The sequence below is a fragment of the Variovorax sp. dw_308 genome (genome assembly GCF_019207085.1).
In the GTDB taxonomy this organism is placed as follows: Bacteria; Pseudomonadota; Gammaproteobacteria; order Burkholderiales; family Burkholderiaceae_C; genus Variovorax.
The window spans coordinates 185,925-208,520 of sequence record NZ_JAATOM010000010.1; the positions used below are offsets into that span (position 1 = coordinate 185,925).

General features: G+C 66.2%; 31 protein-coding genes. 18 read left to right on the forward strand and 13 right to left on the reverse strand.

What is annotated here, in order from left to right; all coding sequences use genetic code 11:
• Positions 1-4: 4 nt before the first annotated feature.
• From HCU76_RS20445 to HCU76_RS20490, 10 genes are all read left to right on the forward strand, one after another.
• The gene (locus tag HCU76_RS20445) at positions 5-283 is read left to right on the forward strand and encodes a type II toxin-antitoxin system prevent-host-death family antitoxin (protein ID WP_218510488.1); all 279 of its coding nucleotides are present in this window, start codon (positions 5-7) and stop codon (positions 281-283) included.
• On the forward strand, positions 284-601 hold the full coding sequence (locus tag HCU76_RS20450; RefSeq protein WP_218510489.1) for a CcdB family protein: 318 nt from the start codon (positions 284-286) through the stop codon (positions 599-601).
• A complete protein-coding gene (nudB, locus tag HCU76_RS20455; protein ID WP_371319865.1) occupies positions 591-1,061 on the forward strand; it encodes a dihydroneopterin triphosphate diphosphatase in 471 nt (156 codons plus the stop codon). Before HCU76_RS20450 ends, nudB begins: the two co-directional genes overlap by 11 nt.
• Entirely contained in the window at positions 1,058-1,810 is a 753-nt protein-coding gene (locus tag HCU76_RS20460; RefSeq protein ID WP_218510491.1) for an endonuclease/exonuclease/phosphatase family protein, read from the forward strand. The genes nudB and HCU76_RS20460 overlap by 4 nt, the downstream gene beginning before the upstream one ends.
• 43 nt (positions 1,811-1,853) lie before the next feature.
• Positions 1,854-2,588, forward strand: a complete 735-nt coding sequence (folE, locus tag HCU76_RS20465) for a GTP cyclohydrolase I (RefSeq protein WP_218510492.1) — start codon at positions 1,854-1,856, stop codon at positions 2,586-2,588.
• 2 nt (positions 2,589-2,590) lie between these two features.
• Positions 2,591-3,013 (forward strand): BLUF domain-containing protein, encoded by a 423-nt coding sequence (locus tag HCU76_RS20470; RefSeq protein WP_218510493.1) that lies wholly within the window; start codon positions 2,591-2,593, stop codon positions 3,011-3,013.
• Positions 3,014-3,020: 7 nt separating this feature from the next.
• On the forward strand, positions 3,021-3,902 hold the full coding sequence (locus HCU76_RS20475) for a DMT family transporter (RefSeq protein ID WP_213953228.1): 882 nt from the start codon (positions 3,021-3,023) through the stop codon (positions 3,900-3,902).
• Between the two features lie 7 nt (positions 3,903-3,909).
• Positions 3,910-4,728, forward strand: a complete 819-nt coding sequence (locus HCU76_RS20480) for a DUF429 domain-containing protein (RefSeq protein ID WP_213953229.1) — start codon at positions 3,910-3,912, stop codon at positions 4,726-4,728.
• A 115-nt stretch (positions 4,729-4,843) separates the two neighbouring features.
• Positions 4,844-5,041, forward strand: coding sequence for a CsbD family protein (locus HCU76_RS20485; RefSeq protein WP_213953230.1), 198 nt, complete (start codon positions 4,844-4,846; stop codon positions 5,039-5,041).
• Positions 5,042-5,122: 81 nt separating this feature from the next.
• Positions 5,123-5,611, forward strand: coding sequence for a BON domain-containing protein (locus tag HCU76_RS20490; RefSeq protein ID WP_218510494.1), 489 nt, complete (start codon positions 5,123-5,125; stop codon positions 5,609-5,611).
• Between the two features lie 63 nt (positions 5,612-5,674).
• Here the strand turns inward: HCU76_RS20490 and HCU76_RS20495 are convergent, their stop codons facing one another.
• The 6 genes from HCU76_RS20495 to HCU76_RS20520 form a co-directional block, all read right to left on the reverse strand.
• A complete protein-coding gene (locus HCU76_RS20495) occupies positions 5,675-6,220 on the reverse strand; it encodes a bacterioferritin (RefSeq protein WP_218510495.1) in 546 nt (181 codons plus the stop codon).
• Positions 6,217-6,672 carry a hypothetical protein gene (locus tag HCU76_RS20500; protein WP_218510496.1) on the reverse strand — a complete coding sequence of 152 codons (456 nt, stop codon included), beginning with the start codon at positions 6,670-6,672 and terminating at the stop codon, positions 6,217-6,219. The genes HCU76_RS20495 and HCU76_RS20500 overlap by 4 nt, the downstream gene beginning before the upstream one ends.
• On the reverse strand, positions 6,662-7,045 hold the full coding sequence (locus tag HCU76_RS20505) for a phage holin family protein (protein WP_213953234.1): 384 nt from the start codon (positions 7,043-7,045) through the stop codon (positions 6,662-6,664). Before HCU76_RS20505 ends, HCU76_RS20500 begins: the two co-directional genes overlap by 11 nt.
• Before the next feature lie 67 nt (positions 7,046-7,112).
• The gene (locus HCU76_RS20510; protein WP_218510497.1) at positions 7,113-7,484 is read right to left on the reverse strand and encodes a hypothetical protein; all 372 of its coding nucleotides are present in this window, start codon (positions 7,482-7,484) and stop codon (positions 7,113-7,115) included.
• A gap of 64 nt (positions 7,485-7,548) precedes the next feature.
• Positions 7,549-7,713, reverse strand: a complete 165-nt coding sequence (locus tag HCU76_RS20515) for a DUF1328 domain-containing protein (RefSeq protein WP_213953236.1) — start codon at positions 7,711-7,713, stop codon at positions 7,549-7,551.
• A gap of 156 nt (positions 7,714-7,869) precedes the next feature.
• Positions 7,870-9,210 (reverse strand): CHASE3 domain-containing protein, encoded by a 1,341-nt coding sequence (locus HCU76_RS20520; RefSeq protein WP_218510498.1) that lies wholly within the window; start codon positions 9,208-9,210, stop codon positions 7,870-7,872.
• A gap of 113 nt (positions 9,211-9,323) precedes the next feature.
• Between HCU76_RS20520 and HCU76_RS20525 the strand changes: the two genes are divergently transcribed.
• Positions 9,324-9,956 carry a response regulator transcription factor gene (locus HCU76_RS20525; protein ID WP_019656595.1) on the forward strand — a complete coding sequence of 211 codons (633 nt, stop codon included), beginning with the start codon at positions 9,324-9,326 and terminating at the stop codon, positions 9,954-9,956.
• A gap of 7 nt (positions 9,957-9,963) precedes the next feature.
• Here HCU76_RS20525 and HCU76_RS20530 read toward each other — a convergent pair whose 3' ends face one another.
• On the reverse strand, positions 9,964-10,362 hold the full coding sequence (locus tag HCU76_RS20530) for a response regulator (RefSeq protein ID WP_213953238.1): 399 nt from the start codon (positions 10,360-10,362) through the stop codon (positions 9,964-9,966).
• A 217-nt stretch (positions 10,363-10,579) separates the two neighbouring features.
• Here HCU76_RS20530 and HCU76_RS20535 point away from each other — a divergent pair, with 217 nt between their 5' ends.
• A complete protein-coding gene (locus HCU76_RS20535; protein ID WP_371319868.1) occupies positions 10,580-12,565 on the forward strand; it encodes an AsmA family protein in 1,986 nt (661 codons plus the stop codon).
• A 7-nt stretch (positions 12,566-12,572) separates the two neighbouring features.
• Here the strand turns inward: HCU76_RS20535 and HCU76_RS20540 are convergent, their stop codons facing one another.
• The 3 genes from HCU76_RS20540 to gpmA all read right to left on the reverse strand — a co-directional run bounded on the left by HCU76_RS20540 (position 12,573) and on the right by gpmA (position 15,681).
• A complete protein-coding gene (locus tag HCU76_RS20540; protein WP_213953240.1) occupies positions 12,573-13,328 on the reverse strand; it encodes a molybdopterin-synthase adenylyltransferase MoeB in 756 nt (251 codons plus the stop codon).
• Positions 13,329-13,391: 63 nt separating this feature from the next.
• Complete coding sequence (locus HCU76_RS20545) at positions 13,392-14,834, reverse strand: S41 family peptidase (protein ID WP_218510500.1); 1,443 nt, start codon at positions 14,832-14,834, stop codon at positions 13,392-13,394.
• Between the two features lie 103 nt (positions 14,835-14,937).
• The gene (gene gpmA / locus HCU76_RS20550) at positions 14,938-15,681 is read right to left on the reverse strand and encodes a 2,3-diphosphoglycerate-dependent phosphoglycerate mutase (RefSeq protein WP_218510501.1); all 744 of its coding nucleotides are present in this window, start codon (positions 15,679-15,681) and stop codon (positions 14,938-14,940) included.
• 93 nt (positions 15,682-15,774) lie between these two features.
• Here gpmA and HCU76_RS20555 point away from each other — a divergent pair, with 93 nt between their 5' ends.
• The 5 genes from HCU76_RS20555 to HCU76_RS20575 all read left to right on the forward strand — a co-directional run bounded on the left by HCU76_RS20555 (position 15,775) and on the right by HCU76_RS20575 (position 18,884).
• Positions 15,775-16,182, forward strand: a complete 408-nt coding sequence (locus tag HCU76_RS20555; protein ID WP_213953243.1) for a rhodanese-like domain-containing protein — start codon at positions 15,775-15,777, stop codon at positions 16,180-16,182.
• A gap of 8 nt (positions 16,183-16,190) precedes the next feature.
• Positions 16,191-16,451 (forward strand): glutaredoxin 3, encoded by a 261-nt coding sequence (gene grxC, locus HCU76_RS20560; RefSeq protein ID WP_213953244.1) that lies wholly within the window; start codon positions 16,191-16,193, stop codon positions 16,449-16,451.
• Between the two features lie 113 nt (positions 16,452-16,564).
• Positions 16,565-17,029 carry a protein-export chaperone SecB gene (gene secB / locus HCU76_RS20565; protein WP_213953245.1) on the forward strand — a complete coding sequence of 155 codons (465 nt, stop codon included), beginning with the start codon at positions 16,565-16,567 and terminating at the stop codon, positions 17,027-17,029.
• 27 nt (positions 17,030-17,056) lie between these two features.
• Positions 17,057-18,058 (forward strand): NAD(P)H-dependent glycerol-3-phosphate dehydrogenase, encoded by a 1,002-nt coding sequence (locus HCU76_RS20570; protein ID WP_213953246.1) that lies wholly within the window; start codon positions 17,057-17,059, stop codon positions 18,056-18,058.
• 160 nt (positions 18,059-18,218) lie between these two features.
• A complete protein-coding gene (locus HCU76_RS20575) occupies positions 18,219-18,884 on the forward strand; it encodes a hypothetical protein (RefSeq protein ID WP_213953247.1) in 666 nt (221 codons plus the stop codon).
• Between the two features lie 56 nt (positions 18,885-18,940).
• On the opposite strand, the gene HCU76_RS20580 is transcribed toward HCU76_RS20575, so the two are convergent.
• Together HCU76_RS20580 and HCU76_RS20585 are read right to left on the reverse strand one after the other, a co-directional pair.
• A complete protein-coding gene (locus tag HCU76_RS20580; RefSeq protein ID WP_213953248.1) occupies positions 18,941-19,786 on the reverse strand; it encodes a ScpA family protein in 846 nt (281 codons plus the stop codon).
• A 66-nt stretch (positions 19,787-19,852) separates the two neighbouring features.
• Entirely contained in the window at positions 19,853-20,059 is a 207-nt protein-coding gene (locus HCU76_RS20585; RefSeq protein ID WP_213953249.1) for a DUF3460 family protein, read from the reverse strand.
• 92 nt (positions 20,060-20,151) lie between these two features.
• Between HCU76_RS20585 and HCU76_RS20590 the strand changes: the two genes are divergently transcribed.
• Positions 20,152-20,619 (forward strand): outer membrane protein assembly factor BamE, encoded by a 468-nt coding sequence (locus HCU76_RS20590; RefSeq protein WP_213953313.1) that lies wholly within the window; start codon positions 20,152-20,154, stop codon positions 20,617-20,619.
• A 257-nt stretch (positions 20,620-20,876) separates the two neighbouring features.
• On the opposite strand, the gene HCU76_RS20595 is transcribed toward HCU76_RS20590, so the two are convergent.
• On the reverse strand, positions 20,877-22,574 hold the full coding sequence (locus HCU76_RS20595) for a SulP family inorganic anion transporter (RefSeq protein WP_213953250.1): 1,698 nt from the start codon (positions 22,572-22,574) through the stop codon (positions 20,877-20,879).
• Between the last annotated feature and the right edge of the window lie 22 nt (positions 22,575-22,596).

A 22,596-nucleotide genomic window follows, 5' to 3' on the forward strand; every position in this document is an offset into this window, starting at 1 on the left:
CGCCATGACTGTCACTGCCACCGAGGCCAAGAATCGTTTCGGCTACTTTTGCGCTCAAGCAAAGAGAGAGCCGGTTCTCGTCGAGAAGGATGGTCGGATCGATACCGTCATTCTTTCCGCTGAACACTACGAAGCCCTGAAGAATGCGGGGCGCAAGAGCGTGGCCCAGCGTCAGCGCGAATTCAACGAAACGTACAAGGACTGGCTCGCCGCGCAGAACGCGGAGGTCGAGGCCAACGGCCTGTGGTGCGACGGGCTGGTTGCATGGCCGGAGCAAGGATGAATGGCGCAGTTTGACGTCTACGTGAATCCGCAGCCCGCGTCCCGGCAGTCCACGCCCTACGTCGTCGATGTGCAGAGCCAATTCATCGGGCAGTTGAACACTCGATTCGTGATGCCGTTGTCCAGGGTTGGCGTGGCAAGCCGCAACGTCCCCGTCAACTTGTGTCCAGTGGTCCAGATCGAGGGAGAAGCCTTGTCGCTGATGGCGCACCTCGCCGCTCCCGCGACGGTGCGGATGCTCGGCAAGCCGGTAGCTTCATTGACCCATCGAGCATCCGAAATCACAGGTGCGCTCAATGCGGTCATCAGTGGGTTCTGACCGCCCCTTCAAGATCCCCGAGTCCGTCCTGGTCGTCATCCACACGCCGGCGCTCGACGTCCTGCTCATCCAGCGCGCAGATGCCGACGACTTCTGGCAGTCGGTGACCGGCAGCAAGGACACGGCGGACGAGGCGCTGGCGCTCACCGCCGCGCGCGAGGTGGCCGAGGAGACCGGCATCGATTGCGGCAAGGGTAGCGTTCTCGCCCCGCAGCTGGTCGACTGGCAGTTGCGCAACGTCTACGAGATCTACCCTCGCTGGCGCGCCCGCTATGCCGCCGGGGTGACGCACAACACCGAACACCTCTTCGGCCTGTGCGTGCCGGGGCGCATCGAGCCGCGGCTCAATCCGCATGAACACACCGCCTGGCGATGGCTGCCGTACTGCGAGGCCGCCGACGCATGCTTTTCGCCGTCGAATGCAGAAGCCATCCTGTTGCTGCCACAATTTGCGGCATGAGCATGAACCTGCGGATCGCGACCTACAACATCCACAAGGGGGTGCAAGGCATCGGACCGGCGCGGCGGCTGGAAATCCACAACCTGGGCCATGCCGTCGAGCAACTCGACGCCGACATCATCTGCCTGCAGGAAGTGCGCAAGGTGAACCGCCAGGCGGCGGCGCGCTTCACCCGCTGGCCGGCGATGCCGCAGGCCGACTTCCTCGCGCCCGAAGGCTACACGGCGGTATACGAAACCAATGCGATCACCCGGCATGGCGAGCATGGCAATGCCTTGCTCACGCGCTGGCCGGTGCTGAGCCAGGGGCACCAGGACATTTCCGACCATCGCTTCGAGCAGCGCGGCTTGCTGCATGTGGTCATCGATATCGAGGGCAGGCCGGTGCACGCCATCGTGGTGCACCTGGGCCTGATCAAGGGCAGCCGGGTGCGCCAGGTGGCGCAACTCAATGAATTCATCGCACGCGAGGTGCCGCACGGCGAGCCGGTGATCGTCGCAGGCGACTTCAACGACTGGGGCGCCCGCATGCGTTCGGCCATGAACGCGATGGGCATGCGCGATTCGCACGACCTGCGCGGGCCGCGCGTGCTCACGTATCCTTCGCGCCTGCCGGTGACGCAGCTCGACTTCATCTATGGTCGCCACCTGTCGCCGGTGGCTTGCCATGTGCCGCGCGGGCCGATCTGGGCGCGCATGTCGGACCACTTGCCGCTGGTCACCGACTTTTCGTTGTCATTGGCGAATTGATGGCATGCGCCGGCCACCCAAGCGGCGCGGTTAGGATGAGCAGATGCTGAAGAAAATCGACGCTGTAGAGCGCCCCGAAGGCGGGGAAGACGAGGACGAGGGGACGCCGGTCTCGGTCAAGATCCGCGAGCGGATCCTGGCGGCGCGCAAGCGCTTCCATGCCAACGACAACATCGCCGAGTTCATCGAGCCCGGCGACCTGGAGGCGTTGCTCGACGAGGTCGAGGTCAAGATGAAGACGGTGCTGGAAAGCCTGGTGATCGACATCGAGAACGACCACAACACCGACAACACCGCGCGCCGGGTCGCCAAGATGTACCTCAACGAGGTGTTCAGGGGCCGCTACGTTCCGCCGCCTTCGCTGACGGAGTTCCCCAATGCCGAGCACCTGAACGAGCTGATGATCGTCGGCCCGATCACCGTGCGCAGCGCCTGCTCGCATCACTTCTGCCCGATCATCGGCAAGCTGTGGATCGGCGTGATGCCCAACGAGCACACCAACGTGATCGGCCTGTCCAAGTACGCCCGCCTTGCCGAGTGGACCATGGGCCGGCCGCAGATCCAGGAAGAAGCCGTGGTGCAACTGGCCGACCTGATCCAGGAAAAGACCCAGCCCGACGGCCTGGCCCTGGTCATGGAGGCCGAGCACTTCTGCATGCAATGGCGCGGCGTGAAGGAGATGGACAGCAAGATGATCAACTCGGTCATGCGCGGCGTGTTCCTCAAGGACTCGTCGTTGCGGCGCGAATTCCTTTCCCTGCTTCCACGGAAAGGCTGAACATGCTTGTCCGCCTCCTCTACGCCAGCCGCGCCGCCGACAGCAGTGCACCCGCTGTCGACGCCATCCTCGCGCAATCGCGCGTGCACAACACCTCCTGCGGCATCACCGGCATCCTTTGCTATGGCGCCGGCACCTTCCTCCAAGCGATCGAGGGCGGTCGGATGCAGGTCAGCGAGCTTTACGGCCACATCCAGCGCGACCCGCGCCACAAGGACGTGATGCTGCTGGCCTTCGAGGAAATCCAGGAGCGCCGCTTCGGTGGCTGGACCATGGGGCAGGTCCAGCTCAGCAAGGTGCACCAGGCCACCTTGCTGCGCTACTTCGAGAAGCCCGAACTCGACCCCTATGCCGTCTCCGGCAGGGCCTCGATGGCGCTGCTCGAAGAACTGATGGCCACCGCTGCCATCGTCGGCAGGCCCTGAGTCTCCTTTGCCTCTCTCCGCGTTCGGCCTGATCCTCCTGGCCGGCGTGATCCACGCCAGCTGGAATATCGCGGCCAAGAAGGCCAACGGCGATGCGCGCTTTGCCTTGCAGAGCGGCGTGTTCCTGATGATCGTCTGGGCGCCACTGGGCATCGCGCTGGGTTGGAACGTCGTGCCCCTGTGGGGCTGGACCGAATGGGGCTTCATCGTCGCCAGCGGCGCCTTGCACGTGGTCTATTACGTCACCTTGCTGCGCGGCTACCGCAAGAGCGACCTGACGGTGGTGTACCCGCTGGCGCGCGGCTCGGGGCCACTGCTCTCGTCGCTGTTCGCGATCCTGTTCCTCGGCGAAAGCATCAGCCTCACCGGGCTGGCGGGCATCGTGGGCGTGGTGCTCGGCGTGTTCCTCGTCGCGGGCGGCCCCCAGCTCTGGCGCGCGACCCAGGATCCGGCGCGTCGCGCGCGGGTGCACAAGGGCTTGCGCTATGGCGTGCTGACCGGTGCATTCATCGCCGCGTACACCGTGACGGACAGCTACGCGGTCAAGGTGCTCGCGATGTCGCCGATCCTGGTCGACTATTTTGGCGGCTTCGTGCGCGTGGTGTTGCTGCTGCCGGCCGCGCTGCGCGATCGGGCGGAGGCGGCCCGGCTCTGGCGACTGCAATGGAAGTACGCCCTGCTGGTGGCGGTGATCAGCCCGGTGTCCTATGTGCTGGTGCTGTATGCGGTGCAGCAGGCGCCGATCTCCCATGTGGCGCCAGCGCGCGAGGTGTCGATGCTGTTCGCGGCGCTCATCGGCGGGCATCTGCTGCGCGAGGGCGATCGCTTGCTGCGGCTGGCCGGGGCGGCGTTCATTGCCGCCGGGGTGATCGCCCTGGCGCTCGGCTGAGGGTGCGATGGCATTGCTGCTGGGCTGCGACTTCTCGAGTGCGCCGACGAAGCGCAAGCCCATCGTCATCGCGCAGGGCGCGCTCGATGGCAGCGTCGTGCACCTTGCGCAACTGCACGCCTTCGACACGCTCGACGCATGGGGCGAATGGCTCGCACGGACGCCGGCATGGGTGGGGGGATTCGACGTTCCGTTCGGCCTGCCGCGCGAACTGGTCGTGCAACTGGGCTGGCCCCTGCAGTGGGCCGCATCGATGGCGCACTACGCGGGCATGAGCCGCGCCGCGATCCGCGCCGACTTCGCCGCCTTCTGCGCCGCCCGGCCCATCGGCGGCAAGTTCGCGCATCGGGCAACCGATGGTCCCGCAGGCTCCAGCCCGTCGATGAAATGGGTCAATCCGCCAGTGGCCTTCATGCTGCATGCGGGCATCCCGCGCTTGCTGGCGGCTGGAGCGTGCGTGCCGGCCCACGATGCTTCGATCGATGGCGGGGCTGCGCGTGTCGCGCTCGAAGCCTACCCGGGGCTGCTGGCGCGCGAACTCATCGGGCGGCGCAGCTACAAGGCCGACGACCGGGCCCGGCAGACGCCGGAACGCAGCGCCGCGCGGACGGACTTGCTCGATGCGCTCTGCACCGCCGGCAGCCGACGCCTGGGTCTCCGGTTGGCGCTGGATGCGTCCCAGCGGGCCGGGCTGCTCGCCGACGCGCAGGGTGACCGGCTCGACGCCGTGCTGTGCCTGATGCAGGCGGCCTGGGCGTCCACGCAGCCCGGATGGGGGCTGCCGCCAGGCGCCGATCCGCTGGAAGGCTGGATCGTCAGCGCCTGAACCGTCCTACAGCAGGACGGGCGATGTGCTCCCCCTGCGTATGTCCCAGAAGCCTAGATTGAACTCGTGGCCCATCCCGGGTCATGGATCATTTGAAACTTTGGAAGGAAACGCCATGAACAAGGACCAGGTTGCAGGACGCGTCGAGAACGCGAAGGGCAAGATCAAGGAAGCGACGGGCAAGGTGACCGGCAGCGAAAAGCTGAAGTCCGAAGGGGTCGCGGACCAGGCCGCCGGCAAGGTTCAGAGCAGCTACGGCGACGCCAGGGAAAAGGTGAAGGACGCCATCAAGACGGGCGCAGACAAGCTCTGACGCACCGCCGTCAGCCGCGCCGCAGCACAGATTGCAACGCGGCCGGCCGGCATTGACAGTGGAATTTCCGGAGGAATCACCATGAACGTTTTGCACCAGAAATCAACACGGCCGCGCGCCGTGTTGGCCTTTCTCGTCGCCGGGTGCGCGCTCGCCCTGGGCGGGTGCGACAAGCAAGCGCCGAAGACAAGCTTGGGCGAAAAGGTCGACTCGGCCGTGACCACCACCAAGGAGGCAGCGGCTGACGCCAAGGCGAAGACCGAGGCGGGAGCGGCTTCGGCGGGCTCCAGCATGAAGCAGGGCGCGGCCGAGGCGACGCAAGCCGTCAAGGACGCGGGCTCGAGCGTGTCAGCCAAGGTGGATGACGCGGCCATCACGGCTTCCGTCTCCGCGGGGCTGGCCAAGGACCCGGATCTGAGCGCCGTCAAGATCAACGTCGACACCAAGGGTGGCGCAGTCACGCTCAACGGTCCCGCGCCGACTGCCGCTGCAAAGGCTCGCGCCGAAGACATTGCCAAGGGCGTTGAAGGCGTGAGTTCGGTTGACAACAAGCTTGAAGTGAAGATGTGAGCGTTGTTCTTGCCTCATGAAAAAGCCCGGTCGATGCCGGGCTTTTTCATGCGACATGGGAGCTTATTGCAGCCAGTCCTTCAACTCGTCCGCGTGCTCTTCCTCCTGCGTGAGGATCTCTTCGAGCATGCGCCGGGTGGTCGGATCCTTGTCGCCGATCAGCGTGATCATCTGGCGATAGGCTTCGATCGCGATGCGTTCGGCGACCAGGTTCGCCCGGATCATCGACTGCAGGTCCTTGGAATCGTCGTACTCGGCATGGCTGCGCGACTGCAAGGAATCGGGGCTGAAATCCGGATCGCCTCCCAACTGGACGATGCGTTCCGCGATCTTGTCGGCATGCGCCGATTCCTCGTTGGCGTGGACCAGGAACTCATCGGCAATCGACAAGGAATCCACGCCGACGGCGGTGAAGTAGTGCCGCTTGTAGCGCAGCACGCAGACCAGTTCGGTGGCCAGGGCGCCGTTCAGCAGCTTGACGATGTCGTCGCGCCAGGGTCCGTAGCTCGGGGTCAAGACACCGTCGTCCAGGCTGCGTGACGCGGCTTTCAGTGCCGACTCGTCCAGCACCAGGTGTTCGGTGGGGGCTTCCAGGGTAGCTGTAGTCATTGTTCGTCCTTTCGTGGAGTGGACGAGTTTTTCTGCATCAGCGTGGTCACCATGTCAGCAATATCAGATGACTTCAGTAGGGCAGTGACCACGGCCGTGACCGACAGCAGCCGCCAGGGCTTGGCCAGCACGATCAGCGCGCCGCTCGTCGCTGCAATCGCCACGAGCTTGCCAGGCTGCTCCTTCGCATACCGGTCCAGGAAGGGGCGGGCGAGTTGGGTCGCCGCATTGGCCGGATGGCGACGCCACCAGCGCTCGACCACCTTGCGCCCGACCTTGGCCCAGGCAAAGTGCTCCAGGAAACCGGCGCCGCTCCCGGTCGTGGCACTTTCGTACGCGCTGGCGCGCAAGGGCAGTTCCTGCGGCGCGCCACCGTTCATTTCCCGTACCAGCGCACGCCGGGATACGGCAAGGCGCTGTTGCGCCGTCAGGGCGTTGTGGTCAATGGTCATGGCGCTCTCCGGCGAGGTGCAAGGCGCGCACGTCGGCATCGAGTTGCGCGCGCACTTCCTCGAAGGCCCTGGAAGAGGGCGAGGCGCGGCCGGCATACAGCCCGGCCATCACCGCGATCGCCACCGCAACCCCTGGCACGACCGCAAGCACCCAATGGAAGCTGCCATGCAGCACGCCGAGCATCACGGCGGTGCCAATCAGCCCGAGCGCCAGCATGGCGCTGACGGCGGCCAGCACGCCCGCCACCAGGCGCCCGACCAGTACACGGCCCGCCGCGGCCCCTTCCTCGCGCACCAGCGCGGCGTAGTTCGCCAGGTGGTTTGCAATGAGTTCGGGGTGCCCGAGCACCGTGGAGAAAATCGGATGGAGCATGGTGCTTCGGGGGTTGCTGCAAGGGCCTGGCGTTGGCGGACTACCTCAATCTCGATGGATGGATCGATCAGTCGTCGCGGCGGCGGCTGGCCAGCACGATCAGCGCGGTGATGGCGGCACCGGCGGCGGCCGCCAGCAGCACCGAGCGCACCGGCTGGTCCGCGATGTACCGGCCCGTCACATCGGCGGCCTGGTCCAGTTGGCGCTGCGCGCGAGCGCTCGTCTTGGACGCTGATTCCAGTCCGCGCTGCACCGCCTGCTGCACACGGTTGGCGAGTTGCTCGACCGCCGGCTCCACCGAGCCGCGCAGGTCGCGCACCTTCTCGCCGGCCGCGTTGACGGCGTTCTGCGCATAGGCGCGGGTGGTTTCCACTGCGTCGTTCGCCGTCTGGCGGGCGTCGTCGGCGAGTTGCGAGGGAGTCTTGGCAGTTGCGTTCATGACGGTTTCCTGTTCCGGGAGAGTGATAGTTTTTCGAGAAGCAAGGCTTTGAATCGTAGCGGTGCTAGCCCCTGCGTATCAAGCCAGCGATCATGCTCGCAAGCGCCAGCACGATGAAGACGACGAAAAGGATCTTCGCGATACCCACGGCGCTGGCGGCAATTCCGCCAAAGCCGAACAACGCGGCGACCAGGGCGATCACCAGAAATACGACGGCATAGTGCAACATGCTGAACTCCTGACCGGGGCATTGCCCTCGAAGTTGGGATAAGACGTTCAAAGGCTTGAACGGGCGAGCCACGAGCGTAGGGTGCCGCCATCCCCCGACCTGTCAGCAGCCGCGGGCGGGGAGCGTAGGAGAGCTGCCACCACAGTGTGGCCCCGCTCATAGCCGTGGCGCGGGCAGCATCGCGCTCAGTCGCGTGCCCTTGCCGACCGTGGATGCCACCGTGAGTTTTCCGTCGGCCGCCTGCACCCGGTGCCGCATGCCGGCCAGCCCGTGCGTCGCCGGCCGGATGCTGTTCACGTCGAAGCCCGTGCCGTTGTCGCCGACCTCCACGATCACGTGGTTGTCGTAGTTCTTGAGCACGATGGTCGCCTCGGTGGCCTGCGCGTACTTGCCGATGTTGGTCAGGCACTCCTGCACCATGCGATAGATGGTGAGCTGCCGCGATTCGTCCAGCGTCACCGGCTCCAGCGCCATCTCGACCGCAATGCCGGACTGGTCTGCAAACTCGCGCCCCAGGATCTCGAGCGAGGCCACCAGCCCGAGATTGGAAAGAGAGGAGGGGCGCAGGTCCTCGATGATGCGCCGCTTCAGCGCGATGCCGCTGTTGAGCAGTTCGGTCAGGTGCTGCAGGCGCTGCGACGCGTCCGGCGAGTCGGCCAGTCGCGACTTGAGGCGCGCCACGTCCAGCTTGGCCGCGGTCAGCAGCGAGCCGAGCTCGTCGTGCAGCTCGCGCGCGAGGAAGCCGCGCTCCGTCTCGCGCACGTTCTGGAGATGGGTGGCCAGCTCGGCCAGCGTCGCGGTGCGCTCGCTCACCTCGGCCTCCAGCGCGTTGCGTTCATGCTGCAGGGCTTCCTGCTGCCGCTCGCCGGCCAGGCGCAGCGCATGGGTCTGCCGCAGGTAGAGCCAGAACGCGAACAGCCCCGCCAGGGCCACCAGCGCGATGCCCAGCCGTGCCAGCCGTAGCGACTTGCTGATCTGCACCTGGCCCACCATCAGGGAGCGGTTGCTCATGGCGATGAGTTCGTTGGCCTCGGCGCGGATCGCGTTCATTTCCTCGCGCCCGACGTCAGTGGTCAGGACGAACTTCCACGCGTCCTCGCTGCCCCGCTCGCGCAGGCGGATGCTCACGTCCATTTCGGCCAGCTTGCGCGCGACGTGCTCGGCCAGGCGTTCGGTGCGTGCGAGTTCGTCCGGTCGCGTGGCATAGAGCGCGCGCAGGCTGGCCAGGTTGCCGCCGATCTGCGTGACGGCCGTGTCATAGGGCTCGCGGTAGCGCACCTCGCCCGTCAGCAGGTAGCCGCGCTGGCCGGTTTCGGCGTCGAGGACGTCCTGCAGCAACTCGTTGAGCGCCACCCGCGCCCGCTGCGCCTCGCCGATGTCCTCCAGCGCGTGGCTCGATTCCCGGAAGCCGGCCTCGTTGATGCCGATCAGCACCAGCGCGGCCAGCGTTGCCAGCGTCAGGCTGAGGGCGATCCGTGGAAACGCTAGCCAGCGCATGGGGTCGGGGTCTCCGCGAAACGTGCCCGGTTCAAATTCGGGAATAATCGACGCCGACCGGGGAGCGGCGAATGGCGGCGTGCAAGACCGCCAGAGAACCTCGAAAGTAAATGATGATCAAGATTGGCATCGTGGATGACCACGCCATCGTGCGCTCCGGCCTGCGGCAGTTCTTCTCGGAGCACGTGGACCTGCGGGTGGCGGGCGAGGCGGCCAGCGGCCGCGAGGCGATCGAACTGGTGCGCACCACCGAACTCGACGTGCTGGTGATGGACCTTTCCATGCCCGGCCAGAGTGGCATCGACGCGCTCGCCATGATCCGCGCCAAGGCGCCCGACGTCGGCATCCTGATCCTCAGCGGCTACCCCGAGGAGCACTACGCGATGAACCTGATCCGCCAGGGCGCGAGCGGCTACCTCAACAAGGAATGCGATCCGATCGAGATCGTCAACGCCATCCGCACCATCGCGCTGGGCCGCCGCTACATCACCCCGGCCGTGGCCGAACTGCTCGCCCGCCAGCTCGATCGCAAGGACGACGCAGCCCCCCACGAGCAATTGTCCGAGCGCGAGTTCCAGGTCTTCCTGAAGCTGGCCAAGGGCGAGACGGCCGGCGACATCGCCAAGACGCTGTCGCTCTCCGTCAAGACTGTCAGCACCTACCGCACCCGGCTGATGGAGAAGATGAACCTGTCGTCCAACAGCGACCTCACGTACTACGCGCTGAAGAACAAGCTGATCGATTGAGTTCAGATCAACCCCCGGGGGTGTTGATCCGCGCGGCTTGCGCAATGCAATAGTCGACCAGGGCATCGATTTCATTGGATTTGTCGAAAACGGCGTCCACGCCAAGATCGGCGCAGCGCCTGCGTACTTCAGCAGTGGCGTAGTTGCTCAACACCACCACCTGCTGCCAGGCTTGGCGCACCAGGATTTCCTGCAACACCCCGAGGCCGCTGCCCTGCTTCAGGAAGAGATCGACGATGGCAAGGTGCCATCCGTCGCGGTTCTCGCGCAGCCAGGCGCGCGCCTCGTTCTCGGTCGCGGCATATCCCACGGCTGATACCGCGGCCAGTTCCTCAAGCGTGCCCGCCAAATTCTCACGAATCGTCTGGTTGTCTTCGACGATGAAAGTCTTCAATGTGTGGGCCATGCGGCGTTGCCTATCCCCGCTTGCGGACCTTCACATCATGCAAGTTGGCGGCAACCTGGGCTGTAGGACCATTCCGACCATCGCGCGACCGTAGGCATCGCCCCACACCCTCTGCCGCCGCGAACCGACCCCCTGCGGCGCTCGCATCGATCAAGGTGCGCGGATGGTCGCCATCCAACCGTCCCCGCCGCCGTCCCGGTCATCGCCCTGGCTGCGCATGGCCGTTGCGTTCGCGGTGCTGCTGGGGGTGCTCATGCTGGTGCTGCTGTTCTTCCCGTGGGATGTCTTGCGAGTGCCGCTCAACCGCTACGTCAGCGAGAAGACCGGGCGGCAGTTCGAGGTCACGCGCCACCTGGACGTCCACCCCGGCTGGCGCGGGGCCACCATCGTGTTCGACGGCGTCGACTTCGCCAACCCGACGTGGGCGCGCGAGCCCTACCTTGTGCGCGCGAAGCGGGCGGAGTTCGAGATCCGGCTCTGGCCCTTGCTCTCGGGCCGCGTCGTCATACCGCGGCTGGCCCTGGTCTCTCCCGTCATGGGCCTGCAGATGGAGGAAGACGGCCGGCGCACCTGGGCGCTCGGCAAGGACACCGGCGACACCTCCACCGTGCCGACCATCGGACTGCTCCAGGTCGATGGTGGCGGCGTCAATTTCCTGGCCGAGCACCTGGGCGTCGACATCCACGCCGACTTCAGCTACGACACCACCCGCGGCGAGTTGCCGCTCGACTTCCGGGTCAAGGGCAAGTACAAGCGCCAGCCGTTGACGGCCGAGGGCCGCACCGGCAACGTGCTCCAGCTCACCGCCACCGGCCAGCCGCCGTTCCCGCTCGAGATCAAGGCTGCCGCCGGCAAGACCCAGCTGTCTGCACAGGGCACCGTGGCGGCATTGGCCGACCTCGACGGCATCGACGCTCGCTTCCAGCTCAAGGGCCAGACACTGGGCGAACTCTTTCCGCTGCTGGGCATCGCGCTGCCGCAGACCTCTCCCTACGCGCTCGCCGGCGAACTGCGCAAGCAAGGCAAGCTGTGGGAGGTGAAGGGCATGAAAGGCCGGCTCGGGTTGTCGGACATCGCCGGCGACATGCGTTTCGACCAGGCGCCGAAGACGCCGCAACTCGACGGCACGCTGCACTCCAGGGTGATGGACATGGACGACCTGGGCCCGCTGATCGGCCTGCCGCCGACGGAGCGTTCCGCCAAGGCCATCGAAGGCGTCGAGGCGCCGCCCAGCATCGCCCAGGTCAAGCGCGCACGCCGCGATCCCGGCCGCAAGGTACTCCCCACCGCCACGCTCGACTTCGAGCGCCTGCGCGCCATGAATGCCGACGTGCAGTACACCGCCGACAAGATCCGCAACGTGCGCGAGGTGCCGCTCGATCGCGGCAGCGTGCATGTGAAACTGCTGGACAGCGTGCTGACGCTGGACCCGCTCGACCTTGGCGTGGCCAATGGCAAGGTGGCCGGCGCCATCCGCATCGATGCCCGGCAGGACCCGGCGGACATCCGCGCGTCGCTCGATGTCCACGGCATGCAGATCAACCGGCTGATTCCGAAAGTGGACACGCTGAAGACCAGCTTCGGCAAGCTCGACGGGCGCATCAACCTGTCGGGTCGCGGCAAGTCGGTCGCGAGCTGGCTTGCTGGCGCATCGGGTGACGTGGCCGCGATCACCGGCCGCGGCGAGTTCAGCAACCTGCTGCTCGAATTCGCGGGGCTCGATGGCGGGGAGGTGATCAAGTTCATCCTGCGCGGGGACCGGACGGTCACGCTGCGCTGCGCCGCTCTGGCTTTCGATGTGAACAAGGGCGTCGCGCAGGGACGCGGCCTGGTGTTCGACACGACGGACACCGTGTTCCACGCCACCGGACAGGCCAACCTCGCTGACGAGACGATGCATTTCGTGATCGACCAGAAGCCGAAGGACATGAGCATCCTTTCGGTGCGCACGCCGCTCATCGTCGGCGGCACCTTCGGCTCGCCGACCATCGGCGTCGAACCCGGCCCGCTCGCCGCACGCGGGCTGACGGCGTTGGCACTGGGCGCGATCACGCCGATGCTGGCGCTGGCCGCCACCTTCGAATCGGGGCCGGGCGTGGATGCGGATTGCAAGGGCGTCCTGGCCGAGGCGGGCAAGCCGGGGACAGCAGAGGCTGCCAAGGGCGCCGCCAAAGCCACCGGGGCCCGGCAGCCGCAGAACTGAAGGCCTGTCAGGCCGACCGCTGCGCGCAGACGCTGCAATGCGGATCGCGCGCCGTCCGCAGCGTATCGAACTGCGTGGTGCGGCCGTCGAACATCAGCAGCCGGCCGGTCAGCGATCCGCCGATGCCGGCCAGCAACTTGAGCGCCTCATGGGCCTGCAGCGTGCCGATGGTGCCGACCACCGGCGCGAAGACGCCGAGCACGGCGCAACGTGTCTCCTCGAACTCGGCGTCCGGCGGAAACAGGCAGGCGTAGCAGGGCGAGGCTGGATCGCGCACGTCGTACACGCTCAGTTGCCCGTCGAACCTGATGGCCGCGCCCGCCACCAGCGGCCTGGCCTGCGCCACGCAGGCGCGGTTGACGGCCTGGCGTGTCGCAAAGTTGTCGCTGCAGTCGAGCACCACGTCGGCGTCGGCCACGAGCCGGGACAGTGCATCGGCATCGGCGCGTTGGACCAGGGCTTCCACCACGATCGTCGGATTGATCGCCAGCATGGCCGCGGCCGCCGACGCCACCTTGGCCTGGCCCTCGCGCGCCGTGGTGTGCGCGATCTGGCGCTGCAGGTTGGTCAGGTCGACCGTGTCGTCATCGACCAGCGTGATCTTGCCGACGCCCGCGGCCGCCAGGTACAGCGCGGCCGGCGAGCCCAGCCCGCCCGCGCCGATGACCAGCGCGTGCGCGGCCGAGACCCGCGCCTGGCCGCCGATTCCGAACTCTTCCAGCAGGATGTGGCGCGAATAGCGCAGCAGGTCGTGGTCTTCCATGCGCCGGGAAGAAGCTGTCCCCCGAAAGAACATCGGCCTCCGAGGAGGCCGACGGCAGGGAGATCAGTTCTCTTTCTTCTCTTCCTTGTTTTCGACGATGGTCTGCGTCTTGCTGACCACCACGGCCTGGCCCTTGAGCTGGTTCAGGGCCTGCATCAACGGGAAGTCCTTGTCGGAGCCGAATTCGGGCACCTTGCGGTCCTGCGGCGGCTTCTTGGCTTCTTCCTCGAGGCGCTTGCGGGCTTCGTCGCGGGCCTTTTCGCGCTCGGGGCTCTTGTCTTCCGGGCCCTGGCCGCTGTTCAGGTGCTTGTCGAGATCGGCCTCGCGCATGCGCAGCGCGGCAAAGGGGCTGCCTTCGGCGCTTTCGTCGACCAGCACGTTCGGCACGATGCCCTTGGCCTGGATCGAGGTGCCGCTCGGCGTGTAGTAGCGCGCGGTGGTGATCTTCAGGCCGGTGTCGGGGCCGAGCGGTCGCACTGTCTGCACCGAGCCCTTGCCGAAGGTCTGGCTGCCCATCACGATGCCGCGCTTGTGGTCCTGCAGTGCGCCGGCCACGATCTCGCTGGCCGAGGCCGAGCCTTCGTTCACCAGCACCACCAGCGGCACGTTCTTCAAGGCGCCCGGCAGGCTGCGCAGCGGGTCGCTGCCGGCACGGCGCTGGTAGAACTCGGGCGCGGCCTTGTAGATGGACTTGCTTTCGGCCAACTGCCCGTCGGTCGAAACTACCGTCACGTTCTGCGGCAGGAAGGCGGCCGAGATGGCCACGGCCGCGTCGAGCAGGCCGCCCGGGTCGTTGCGCAGGTCGAGCACCATGCCCTTCATGTTCGGGTCCTGCTTGTAGAGCTCTTCCACCTTCTTGACGAAGTCGTCGACGGTGCGCTCCTGGAACTGCGACAGCCGGATCCAGGCGTAACCCGGCTCGATCATCTTGCCGCGCACGGATTGCGTGCGGATTTCCTCACGCGTGATCGTGACCGGGAAGGTGCGGTTCTCGTCCTTGCGGTAGATGGTGAGCAGCACCTTGGTGCCGGCCTCGCCACGCATGCGCTTGACGGCCTCGTTGAGGCTCAGGCCGCGCACCGCGGTGTCGTCGATCTTGGTGATCAGGTCGTTGGGCTTGAGGCCGGCGCGGAACGCGGGCGAGCCCTCGATGGGCGAGACCACCTTGATCAGCCCGTCTTCCTGCGAAATCTCGATGCCGACGCCCACGAAGCGGCCGCTCGTGCCTTCCTTGAATTCCTTGAAGGACTTCTTGTCGAAATACTGGGAGTGCGGATCGAGCCCGGCCACCATGCCGGAGATGGCGTCGGAGATCAGCTTTTTCTCGTCGACCGGCTCGACATAGTCAGTCTTGACCATGCCGAACACAGCAGCGAGTTGCTGGAGTTCTTCCAGCGGCAAGGGGGCCAGCGAACCGCGCGCGACGGTTTGCAGTGAAACGGTGGTGAGAACGCCGGCGACGACGCCTGCTGCAACCCAACCGGTGGTCTTGAGTTTTTGGCCCATGTGGAGCTTCCTGAGAGTGTCGGCGTTGAGGCCCGAATCAATATACACACCTTCGAACAACATTGCCGCGCGGGGTTCCGCGCAACTGTGAACGGATGTGGCTTTATGCCTTGCCTTGGGACGCGACCGCCGCGGCGGCCTTGGCGGCGGCCTCGGCATCGCCCAGGTAGTAGCTGCGCAGCGGCTTCAGTTCCTCGTCGAGCTCGTAGACCAGGGGAATGCCGTTCGGGATGTTGAGGCCCACGATGTCGCTGTCGGAGATGCCGTCGAGGTACTTGACCAGCGCCCGGATCGAGTTGCCGTGCGCCGCCACCACGATGCGGCGACCGCTGCGGATGGCCGGCGCCATCGATTCGTTCCAGAAGGGCAAAACGCGCGCCACGGTATCTTTGAGGCATTCGGTCAGCGGCACCTGATCCGCCGCCAGCTTGGCATAGCGGACGTCGCCGCGTTCGCTGCGCGGATCGTCGGCGGCGAGCGGCGGCGGCGGGGTGTCATAGCTGCGGCGCCAGACCAGCACCTGCGCGTCACCGTACTTCTTGGCAGTTTCCGCCTTGTTCAGGCCCTGCAGGCCGCCGTAGTGGCGCTCGTTCAGGCGCCAGGAATGCACGACCGGCAGCCAGGTGCGATCGAGTTCGTCGAGGGTGTGCCAGAGCGTGCGGGTGGCGCGCTTGAGCACGCTCGTGTAGGCCACGTCGAACTCATACCCTTCTGCCTTGAGCAGCCGGCCGGCCTGCCTGGCCTGCTCGACGCCGGTTTCGGTCAGGTCGACGTCGGTCCAGCCGGTGAAACGATTTTCGAGATTCCAGGTCGATTCGCCATGGCGAATCAGTACCAGCTTGTGCATGTGAGAGGGCCTTTGGCGTAGGGGTGCGGGGTGGGCGTAACCCGCCATTCTAAAATCTCAGGCTTTGCCAAATCCAATCTCCCAAGGAACATCGTGAAATTCATCGTCGACAACTGGATGCTGCTGCTGATCATGCTCAGCTCGGGCGGCATGCTGGCCTGGCCCCTGCTGCGTGGCGCCAACACCGGCACGCTGACGGCGCAGGGGGCGGTGCAACTGATCAATCGCTCGCGGGCCCAGGTGGTGGACGTGCGCGAGCCGGAAGAGTTCGCGGCCGGCCACGTCACCGGCTCGAAGAACGTGCCACTCAAGCTGCTCGAGGAAAAACTCGCCGCCACCGTCAAGAACAAGACCGTGCCATTGATCCTGGTCTGCGCCACCGGCGCTCGCGCCAATCGCGCCGTGGCCACCGCCAAGAAACTCGGCTACGAACAGGCCCAAGCCATGGCCGGCGGACTCAAGGGCTGGAAAGACGCTAATCTGCCCATCGAAAAGGCCTGACCCTGCACATGCAACCCGTCAAGATGTACACCACCGCCGTTTGCCCCTACTGCATTCGCGCGAAGCAGATCCTCAAGTCGAAGGGCGTGGCCCAGATCGAGGAAATCCGGATCGACATGGACCCCGACGCACGCGCGACCATGATGGAAGTCACACGGCGTCGCACGGTGCCACAGATCTTTATCGGCGACACCCATGTCGGCGGTTGCGACGACCTCATCGCGCTGGACGGTCGTGGTGGACTAGTACCACTTTTGCAATCTTCCTGACCGTTCGTCGAACCGGATCGCCCCGGGCGGCAGGCCATAATCGATGGCTCCAACAAGCAAGCCCGCAGGGGGACCTCCGCGGCCTGCACTCCTTTGAATATCGAAAGCTCAGCATGGCAGACAACACCCAAGACCCCGTATTCCAGATCCAGCGCGTCTACTTGAAGGACCTGTCGCTGGAACAACCCAATTCGCCCGCCATCCTGCTTGAAGCCGAGCAACCGACCGTGGACATCCAGCTCGGCGTCGACGCCCAGCCCGTGGCCGACGGCATCTATGAAGTGACCGTGTCCGCCACCGTGCAGACGAAGGTCAAGGACAAGACCGTGTTCCTCGTCGAAGCCAAGCAAGCCGGCATCTTCGAACTGCGCAACCTGCCGCAAGACCAGATGGGCCCGATCCTCGGCATCGCCTGCCCGCAGATCGTCTACCCGTACCTGCGCGGCAACGTGGCCGACGTGATCCAGCGCGGCGGCTTCCCGCCGGTGCATCTGGCTGAAATCAACTTCCAGGCGATGTACGAGCAGCAGCAGGCACAGGCTGCTTCGACCCAGCCGGCGCCTGCGGTCACGCAGTAACGCCAAAAGACCGGGCCCCGTCGCCGCATGAAGATTTGCGTCCTCGGCGCAGGGGCTTGGGGCACTGCGCTCGCAGTGAACGCCGGTGCGCGCCACGGGGTCACGCTCTGGGGTCGTGACGCGGCGCAAGTCGGCCACATGAATGCCGCGCGTGAAAACGCGCGCTACCTGCCCGGGGCGTCCTTTCCGGAGATGCTCTCGGTGCAATCCGGCGAGGCCCCGCAGGCCTATGCGGACGCGGATCTCGTCATCATTGCCACCCCCATGGCCGCCCTGCGCGGCCAATTGCATTTGTTGCGCGCGCTCAAGGTGCCGGTGGCCTGGCTGTCCAAGGGGGTGGAGCCTGTGGTCGGCACGGACCAGCCCTTTGGCCTGCTCGCCCATGAAATCCGGGCGCAAGTGGCGCCCGGCCTGATGGCAGGCGTTCTCAGTGGCCCGAGCTTCGCGCAGGAGGTGGCCCAAGGTCGCCCCACCGCGCTGGTGGCCGCGAGCGCGCACGCGCAGGTGCGAGATCTCCTGGTCGAGGCCTTTCACGGGCCGGCGCTGCGGGTCTACGGCAACGACGACATCGTTGGCGTGGAAGTCGGCGGCGCCGTCAAGAACGTATTGGCCATTGCCACCGGCTTGTGCGACGGGCTGGCGCTGGGACTCAACGCCCGCGCCGCGCTCATCACGCGCGGCCTGGCGGAGATGACGCGCTTCGGCCTGGCGCTGGGCGCGCGGGCGGAGACCTTCATGGGCCTGTCGGGTCTTGGAGACCTGGTACTCACCGCCACCGGCGACCTGTCGCGCAACCGCAAGGTCGGGCTGCTGCTGGCGCAGGGCCGCACGCTGGCCCAGGCCGTCGATTCGCTGGGCCATGTGGCCGAGGGCGTGTATTGCGCGCGCACCGTCGTCCAGCGGGCGCGCTTGCTTGGAATCGAGATGCCGATCGCCGAAGGCGTGGTCGCGCTGCTGGATGGCGCGGTCAGCCCCGTGCAGGCGCTTGCGAACCTGATGGGACGCGAACCCTCGGCCGATCCGGGTTAGGCGACGCTGACCCTCGCCGAGGCGCACCGCCTGATGGCAGATCTGGCCCGGATCTCCTTGAATTTATTTCGCTGAAGTCAGGTGATGGTCGGGTGAAGGCTGATTGAAGCGCTCACCGGCTTCGGTTAGCGTGGGCGCCTCAATTCACAAGGAGACTCCAATGGCTCGTCGGCACACAGGTTCACTCGTACTTTCTCTGGCTGCGGTTGCGGCGATCGCGGGTTGTGGCTCCGGGGGACTGGTTCCCGGGACGGGCCCCAAGCCCATGAGCTTTTTCGTGACCAGCGCCAATCCCGGGCAGGGTGCCAATTTCGGCGGCCTTTCAGGTGCCGACAACTATTGCCAGAGCCTGGCCGCGAAGGTCGGGGCGGGCGGGCGCACATGGCGTGCCTACCTCAGCACCACCGGCAGTCCCGGCGTCAACGCGCGCGATCGCATCGGCAAGGGCCCCTGGTACAACGCCAAGGGCGTGCTGGTGGCGTCCAGCGTCGACGAACTGCACGGCGTCAACATGTTGAACAAGGTGTCGGTACTGACGGAAAGCGGGCAGACGATCATGGGGCGTGGCGATGCCACCAACATGCATGACATCCTGACCGGCTCGTCGCCCGACGGTCGCGCCGTGCCCGGGGACAAGGACACCACCTGCGGCAACTGGACCAAGAGCGGTGACGGCTCGGCCATCGTCGGGCACCATGACCGCACGGGGCTGGACGAATCGGCACCGGCCAAGTCTTGGAACTCGTCGCACGCGACGCAGGGTTGCGGCATGGAAGCGCTCAAGAAGACGGGTGGCGCGGGCTTGTTGTACTGCTTCGCGCAGTAGAGCTCGCGAGTCGGGTCGCCGGCCGGGCCTGGGGCTTCGGCCGCCGGTCGACGCGCTCAGGTCGGCGAGTAGGCCAGCCGCACGTAGATCGGGGCGAAGGCCTCGGCCTGCGTGATCTCGATCAGCGTTTCCTTGCCCAGTTCGAGCATGGCGATGAAGGTCACGATCAGCACCGGCACGCCGCGGTCCACGTCGAACAGGTTCTCGAACTCGATGAACTGGCGGCCCTGCAGCTTGCGCAGCACGATGCTCATGTGCTCGCGCACGCTGAGTTCCTCGCGCGAGATCTTGTGGTGCTGCACCAGCTTGGCGCGCTTGAGGATGTCGGCCCAGGCGTCGCGCAGGTCGACCACGTTCACATCGGGAAAGCGCGGCTTGAGCGACTGCTCGATGTAGACCTGCCCCTTCCAGAAGTCGCGGCCATGCTGCGGCAGGGCACTGATGGCGGCGGCCTGCATCTTGGTCTGCTCGTATTCGAGCAGCCGCCGCACCAGTTCGGCGCGCGGGTCTTCCGCCTCTTCGCCCTCGGCCGTCTTGCGTGGCGGCAACAGCATGCGCGACTTGATCTCGATCAGCATGGCGGCCATGAGCAGGTACTCGGCCGCCAGTTCGAGGTTGGTGCGACGCACCTCCTCGACATAGGTCAGGTACTGGCGCGTGAGGCCAGCCATCGGGATGTCGAGGATGTTGAAGTTCTGCTTGCGAATCAGGTAGAGCAGCAGGTCGAGCGGACCTTCGAAGGCTTCGAGGAAGACCTGCAGCGCTTCGGGGGGGATGTAAAGGTCGTTCGGCAGGGCGAACAGCGGCTCGCCATAGAGGCGCGCGAGCGCGACCTGGTCCACGACCTCAGGCATGGGCGACAGGACCGTGGCGCCGTCGTCGTCGGCGAGTGTGCGGATCATGGCTCAGATGCAAGATGGAGAGCGCCGCACACGGGGCTGGCGGTTGCCACGGGCCGAAAGCGGCACTTACTTGACTTGCGTCTGGTAGACGTAGGGTTGCTGCGGCACATCGCCTTCGGCGTACTCGTCCTGCAGGCTGCGGTCGACGTGCTTGTCCCACAAGAGGGCGCGTCCGGCGCGCTGCTCGGCCTCGAGGTTGGGCTTTTGCCGCTTCAACTCGTCGATGAAGTTGGTGACGTCGGAGCGGTAGTGGGGGCGATTGAAGATGGACATAGACTGGGCCTTTGGACGCGAATTTTACCGGGGACGGGATGGCACAGGTGACACAACGCATATTCGGGGCCGGGCGGACGCGCTGGATCGCGATGGCACTGGGCGCGTTGCTCGCGCTGGCGGCTTGCGACAACAAGAACATCAGCGAACTGGAGGAGGGCGTCGCCGCCGAATCCGACGTGCGTGCCAGGTTCGGGCCGCCGGAGAACATCTGGGACGGTCCGGCCGGCGGGCGCGTCTTCGAATACAACCGCCAGCCCGCGGGCCAGAAGAACTACATGATCACCATCGGCCCGGACGGCAAGATGAGTGCGTTGCGCCAGGTGCTGACGCCCGAGAACTTTGCAAAGGTTCAGCCGGGCATGTCGATGGAGAACCTGCGCAGGATGCTCGGCAAGCCGGCCAAGGTGACGCCTTATCCGCTGAAGAATGAATACGAATGGGAATGGCGCTGGATGCAGCCGCCGAATTCGCCGATGGTGTTCACGGCGGTGCTCAACGGCGACCAGCGCGTGGTGCGCAGCGGGTCTTCGGCGGATCGAGGGGCGGAGGCGCCATAGCCTTGGGTTGGCGGGTCAGGAATGCGGAATCGGACAGCCGTACGCAGAGGGCGCGAAGGTTACGCGAAGGACGCGAAAGGAATACCAAAGAAATTTTTGAAGTGGGTCGTTGGCCATCGCCGATCGCCGCCCCGGTGGCGCCCGCTTCGCTATTTGTCTCCTTTCGCGTCCTTCGCGGAACCTTTGCGTGCAGTCGGATTTCGGCAGCGTTCGTTCACCCCTTCAGCGTCGCGTGCTTCGCGTCCGTCAGTCCGGATTCAGCGGGCTTCATCCATGCCAGCCGCCCGCAATGGCTCCGCCCTCGCCGCCGCCAGTTCCGCGGCGAAGCCCGAGCGCTCGATCTCCTCGCGCGGTTGCGGCTGCAGCGATTCGAGGCGCAGCAAGCCGTCGCGCGAGAGCACGGCCTTGTGCAGTTGGCGCAGCGCATCGAGGCCGGTGGCGTCGAGTGAAATGAGGTGCATCGCGTCCAGCACCACCGTCATGCCGCGGGGCGCGCGCTCCACTGCGCCGATGGTTTCGTCGAGACGGGCCGCGGCGCCGAAGAACAGCGCACCGTAGAGCCTGTAGGTGATGACGGGGGGTTGCATCGACACCAGCTCCACCGTGAACAGCGCGTTCATGCGCCGGATGAACAGCGCGCAGGCCAGCACCACGCCGGCCTGCACCGCCACCGTGAGGTCGAACACGACCGTCAGGAAGAAGGTGCCGAGCATCAGCAGGCGGTAGTGCCGGCTGAAGTGGCGCAGGCGGTAGGGCGTGAACTCGCGCCATTCGCCCATGTTCCAGGCCACGAAGAGCAGGATGCCGGCCAGCACCGACAGCGGGACGTGCACGGCCAGTGGCGCCAGCAGGAGCACCACGGCCAGCAGCGTCAGCGCATGCACGATGCCCGCGACGGGTGAGCTGCCGCCGGAGCGCACGTTGGTCACCGTGCGCGCAATGGTGCCGGTGGCCGGCATCCCGCCAAAGAAGGGCGCAACGATGTTGGCAATGCCTTGCGCCATCAGCTCCTGGTTGGGGTCGTGGCGCGGCTGCCCACTGATCTGGTCGGCCACGCGCGCACACAGCAGCGATTCGATGGCGCCGAGCAAGGCGATGGTCACGGTCGGCGTGACGAGTTGCTTGACAGTCTCCCAACTGAAGGCGGGCAGCTCGAAGGCCGGCAAGCCTTGCGGGATGCCGCCGAAGCGCGTGCCGATGGTTTCGACAGGGAATTCGAAGAACCACGACACCAGGCTCAGCGTGACGAGCGCGACGATCGGCCCCGGCATGCGCGCGCCCAATTGAACGGCGCGCGCTTCGAGCACGCGCCCGAACACCCTGTGCACCCTCTGGCCGAGCTTCGACTCGCCGCGCAACAGCAGCGGCCAGACGAACAGGCCGGCGAGACACACCACGCCGAGCCCGAAGGCGTGGAGGTTGACGGTGTGGGCATGCGCGGCCAGGGTCTTGAGCTGCGAGAACATGTCGGCCGGCATCTTGTCGATGCGCAAGCCGAACCAGTCGCGCAACTGCGAGATCAGGATCAGCATGGCGATGCCGTTGGTGAAGCCGACCACGATCGACACCGGCACATAGCGCACGAGTGTGCCGAGCTTGAACAGCCCGAGCAGGAAGAGCAGCACGCCCGCGCAGGCGGTCGCGATCAGCAGGTTGGCCAGGCCGTAGCGCTCCAGGATGCCGTAGACAATGACGATGAACGCGCCTGCGGGCCCGCCGATCTGCACGGCCGAGCCACCCAGCAGCGAGATCAGGAAGCCCGCGATGATGGCGGTCCAGAGGCCGGCTTCGGGCTTGAGCCCGGAAGCGATGGCGAAGGCCATGGCGAGCGGCAAGGCGACGATGCCGACCGTCGCGCCGGCACCGACGTCCTTGAAGAAGCGCGCCCGGTCGTAGCTCGCCAGTGTGTCGATCAACCGGGGGCGGAAGCGGGCGAATCGGGGGCGGGAGGACATGCGCCTATTGTGTGCGCGGCCT

Coding starts and splice junctions, on each gene's coding strand:
- HCU76_RS20445 (WP_218510488.1), top strand. CDS start 5: ATGACTGTCACTGCCACCGAGGCCAAGAATCGTTTCGGCTACTTTTGC.
- HCU76_RS20450 (WP_218510489.1), top strand. CDS start 284: ATGGCGCAGTTTGACGTCTACGTGAATCCGCAGCCCGCGTCCCGGCAG.
- HCU76_RS20460 (WP_218510491.1), top strand. CDS start 1,058: ATGAGCATGAACCTGCGGATCGCGACCTACAACATCCACAAGGGGGTG.
- folE (WP_218510492.1), top strand. CDS start 1,854: ATGCTGAAGAAAATCGACGCTGTAGAGCGCCCCGAAGGCGGGGAAGAC.
- HCU76_RS20470 (WP_218510493.1), top strand. CDS start 2,591: ATGCTTGTCCGCCTCCTCTACGCCAGCCGCGCCGCCGACAGCAGTGCA.
- HCU76_RS20480 (WP_213953229.1), top strand. CDS start 3,910: ATGGCATTGCTGCTGGGCTGCGACTTCTCGAGTGCGCCGACGAAGCGC.
- HCU76_RS20485 (WP_213953230.1), top strand. CDS start 4,844: ATGAACAAGGACCAGGTTGCAGGACGCGTCGAGAACGCGAAGGGCAAG.
- HCU76_RS20490 (WP_218510494.1), top strand. CDS start 5,123: ATGAACGTTTTGCACCAGAAATCAACACGGCCGCGCGCCGTGTTGGCC.
- HCU76_RS20495 (WP_218510495.1), bottom strand. CDS start 6,220: ATGACTACAGCTACCCTGGAAGCCCCCACCGAACACCTGGTGCTGGAC.
- HCU76_RS20500 (WP_218510496.1), bottom strand. CDS start 6,672: ATGACCATTGACCACAACGCCCTGACGGCGCAACAGCGCCTTGCCGTA.
- HCU76_RS20505 (WP_213953234.1), bottom strand. CDS start 7,045: ATGCTCCATCCGATTTTCTCCACGGTGCTCGGGCACCCCGAACTCATT.
- HCU76_RS20510 (WP_218510497.1), bottom strand. CDS start 7,484: ATGAACGCAACTGCCAAGACTCCCTCGCAACTCGCCGACGACGCCCGC.
- HCU76_RS20515 (WP_213953236.1), bottom strand. CDS start 7,713: ATGTTGCACTATGCCGTCGTATTTCTGGTGATCGCCCTGGTCGCCGCG.
- HCU76_RS20520 (WP_218510498.1), bottom strand. CDS start 9,210: ATGCGCTGGCTAGCGTTTCCACGGATCGCCCTCAGCCTGACGCTGGCA.
- HCU76_RS20525 (WP_019656595.1), top strand. CDS start 9,324: ATGATCAAGATTGGCATCGTGGATGACCACGCCATCGTGCGCTCCGGC.
- HCU76_RS20530 (WP_213953238.1), bottom strand. CDS start 10,362: ATGGCCCACACATTGAAGACTTTCATCGTCGAAGACAACCAGACGATT.
- HCU76_RS20535 (WP_371319868.1), top strand. CDS start 10,580: ATGGCCGTTGCGTTCGCGGTGCTGCTGGGGGTGCTCATGCTGGTGCTG.
- HCU76_RS20540 (WP_213953240.1), bottom strand. CDS start 13,328: ATGGAAGACCACGACCTGCTGCGCTATTCGCGCCACATCCTGCTGGAA.
- HCU76_RS20545 (WP_218510500.1), bottom strand. CDS start 14,834: ATGGGCCAAAAACTCAAGACCACCGGTTGGGTTGCAGCAGGCGTCGTC.
- gpmA (WP_218510501.1), bottom strand. CDS start 15,681: ATGCACAAGCTGGTACTGATTCGCCATGGCGAATCGACCTGGAATCTC.
- grxC (WP_213953244.1), top strand. CDS start 16,191: ATGCAACCCGTCAAGATGTACACCACCGCCGTTTGCCCCTACTGCATT.
- secB (WP_213953245.1), top strand. CDS start 16,565: ATGGCAGACAACACCCAAGACCCCGTATTCCAGATCCAGCGCGTCTAC.
- HCU76_RS20570 (WP_213953246.1), top strand. CDS start 17,057: ATGAAGATTTGCGTCCTCGGCGCAGGGGCTTGGGGCACTGCGCTCGCA.
- HCU76_RS20575 (WP_213953247.1), top strand. CDS start 18,219: ATGGCTCGTCGGCACACAGGTTCACTCGTACTTTCTCTGGCTGCGGTT.
- HCU76_RS20580 (WP_213953248.1), bottom strand. CDS start 19,786: ATGATCCGCACACTCGCCGACGACGACGGCGCCACGGTCCTGTCGCCC.
- HCU76_RS20585 (WP_213953249.1), bottom strand. CDS start 20,059: ATGTCCATCTTCAATCGCCCCCACTACCGCTCCGACGTCACCAACTTC.
- HCU76_RS20590 (WP_213953313.1), top strand. CDS start 20,152: ATGGCACTGGGCGCGTTGCTCGCGCTGGCGGCTTGCGACAACAAGAAC.
- HCU76_RS20595 (WP_213953250.1), bottom strand. CDS start 22,574: ATGTCCTCCCGCCCCCGATTCGCCCGCTTCCGCCCCCGGTTGATCGAC.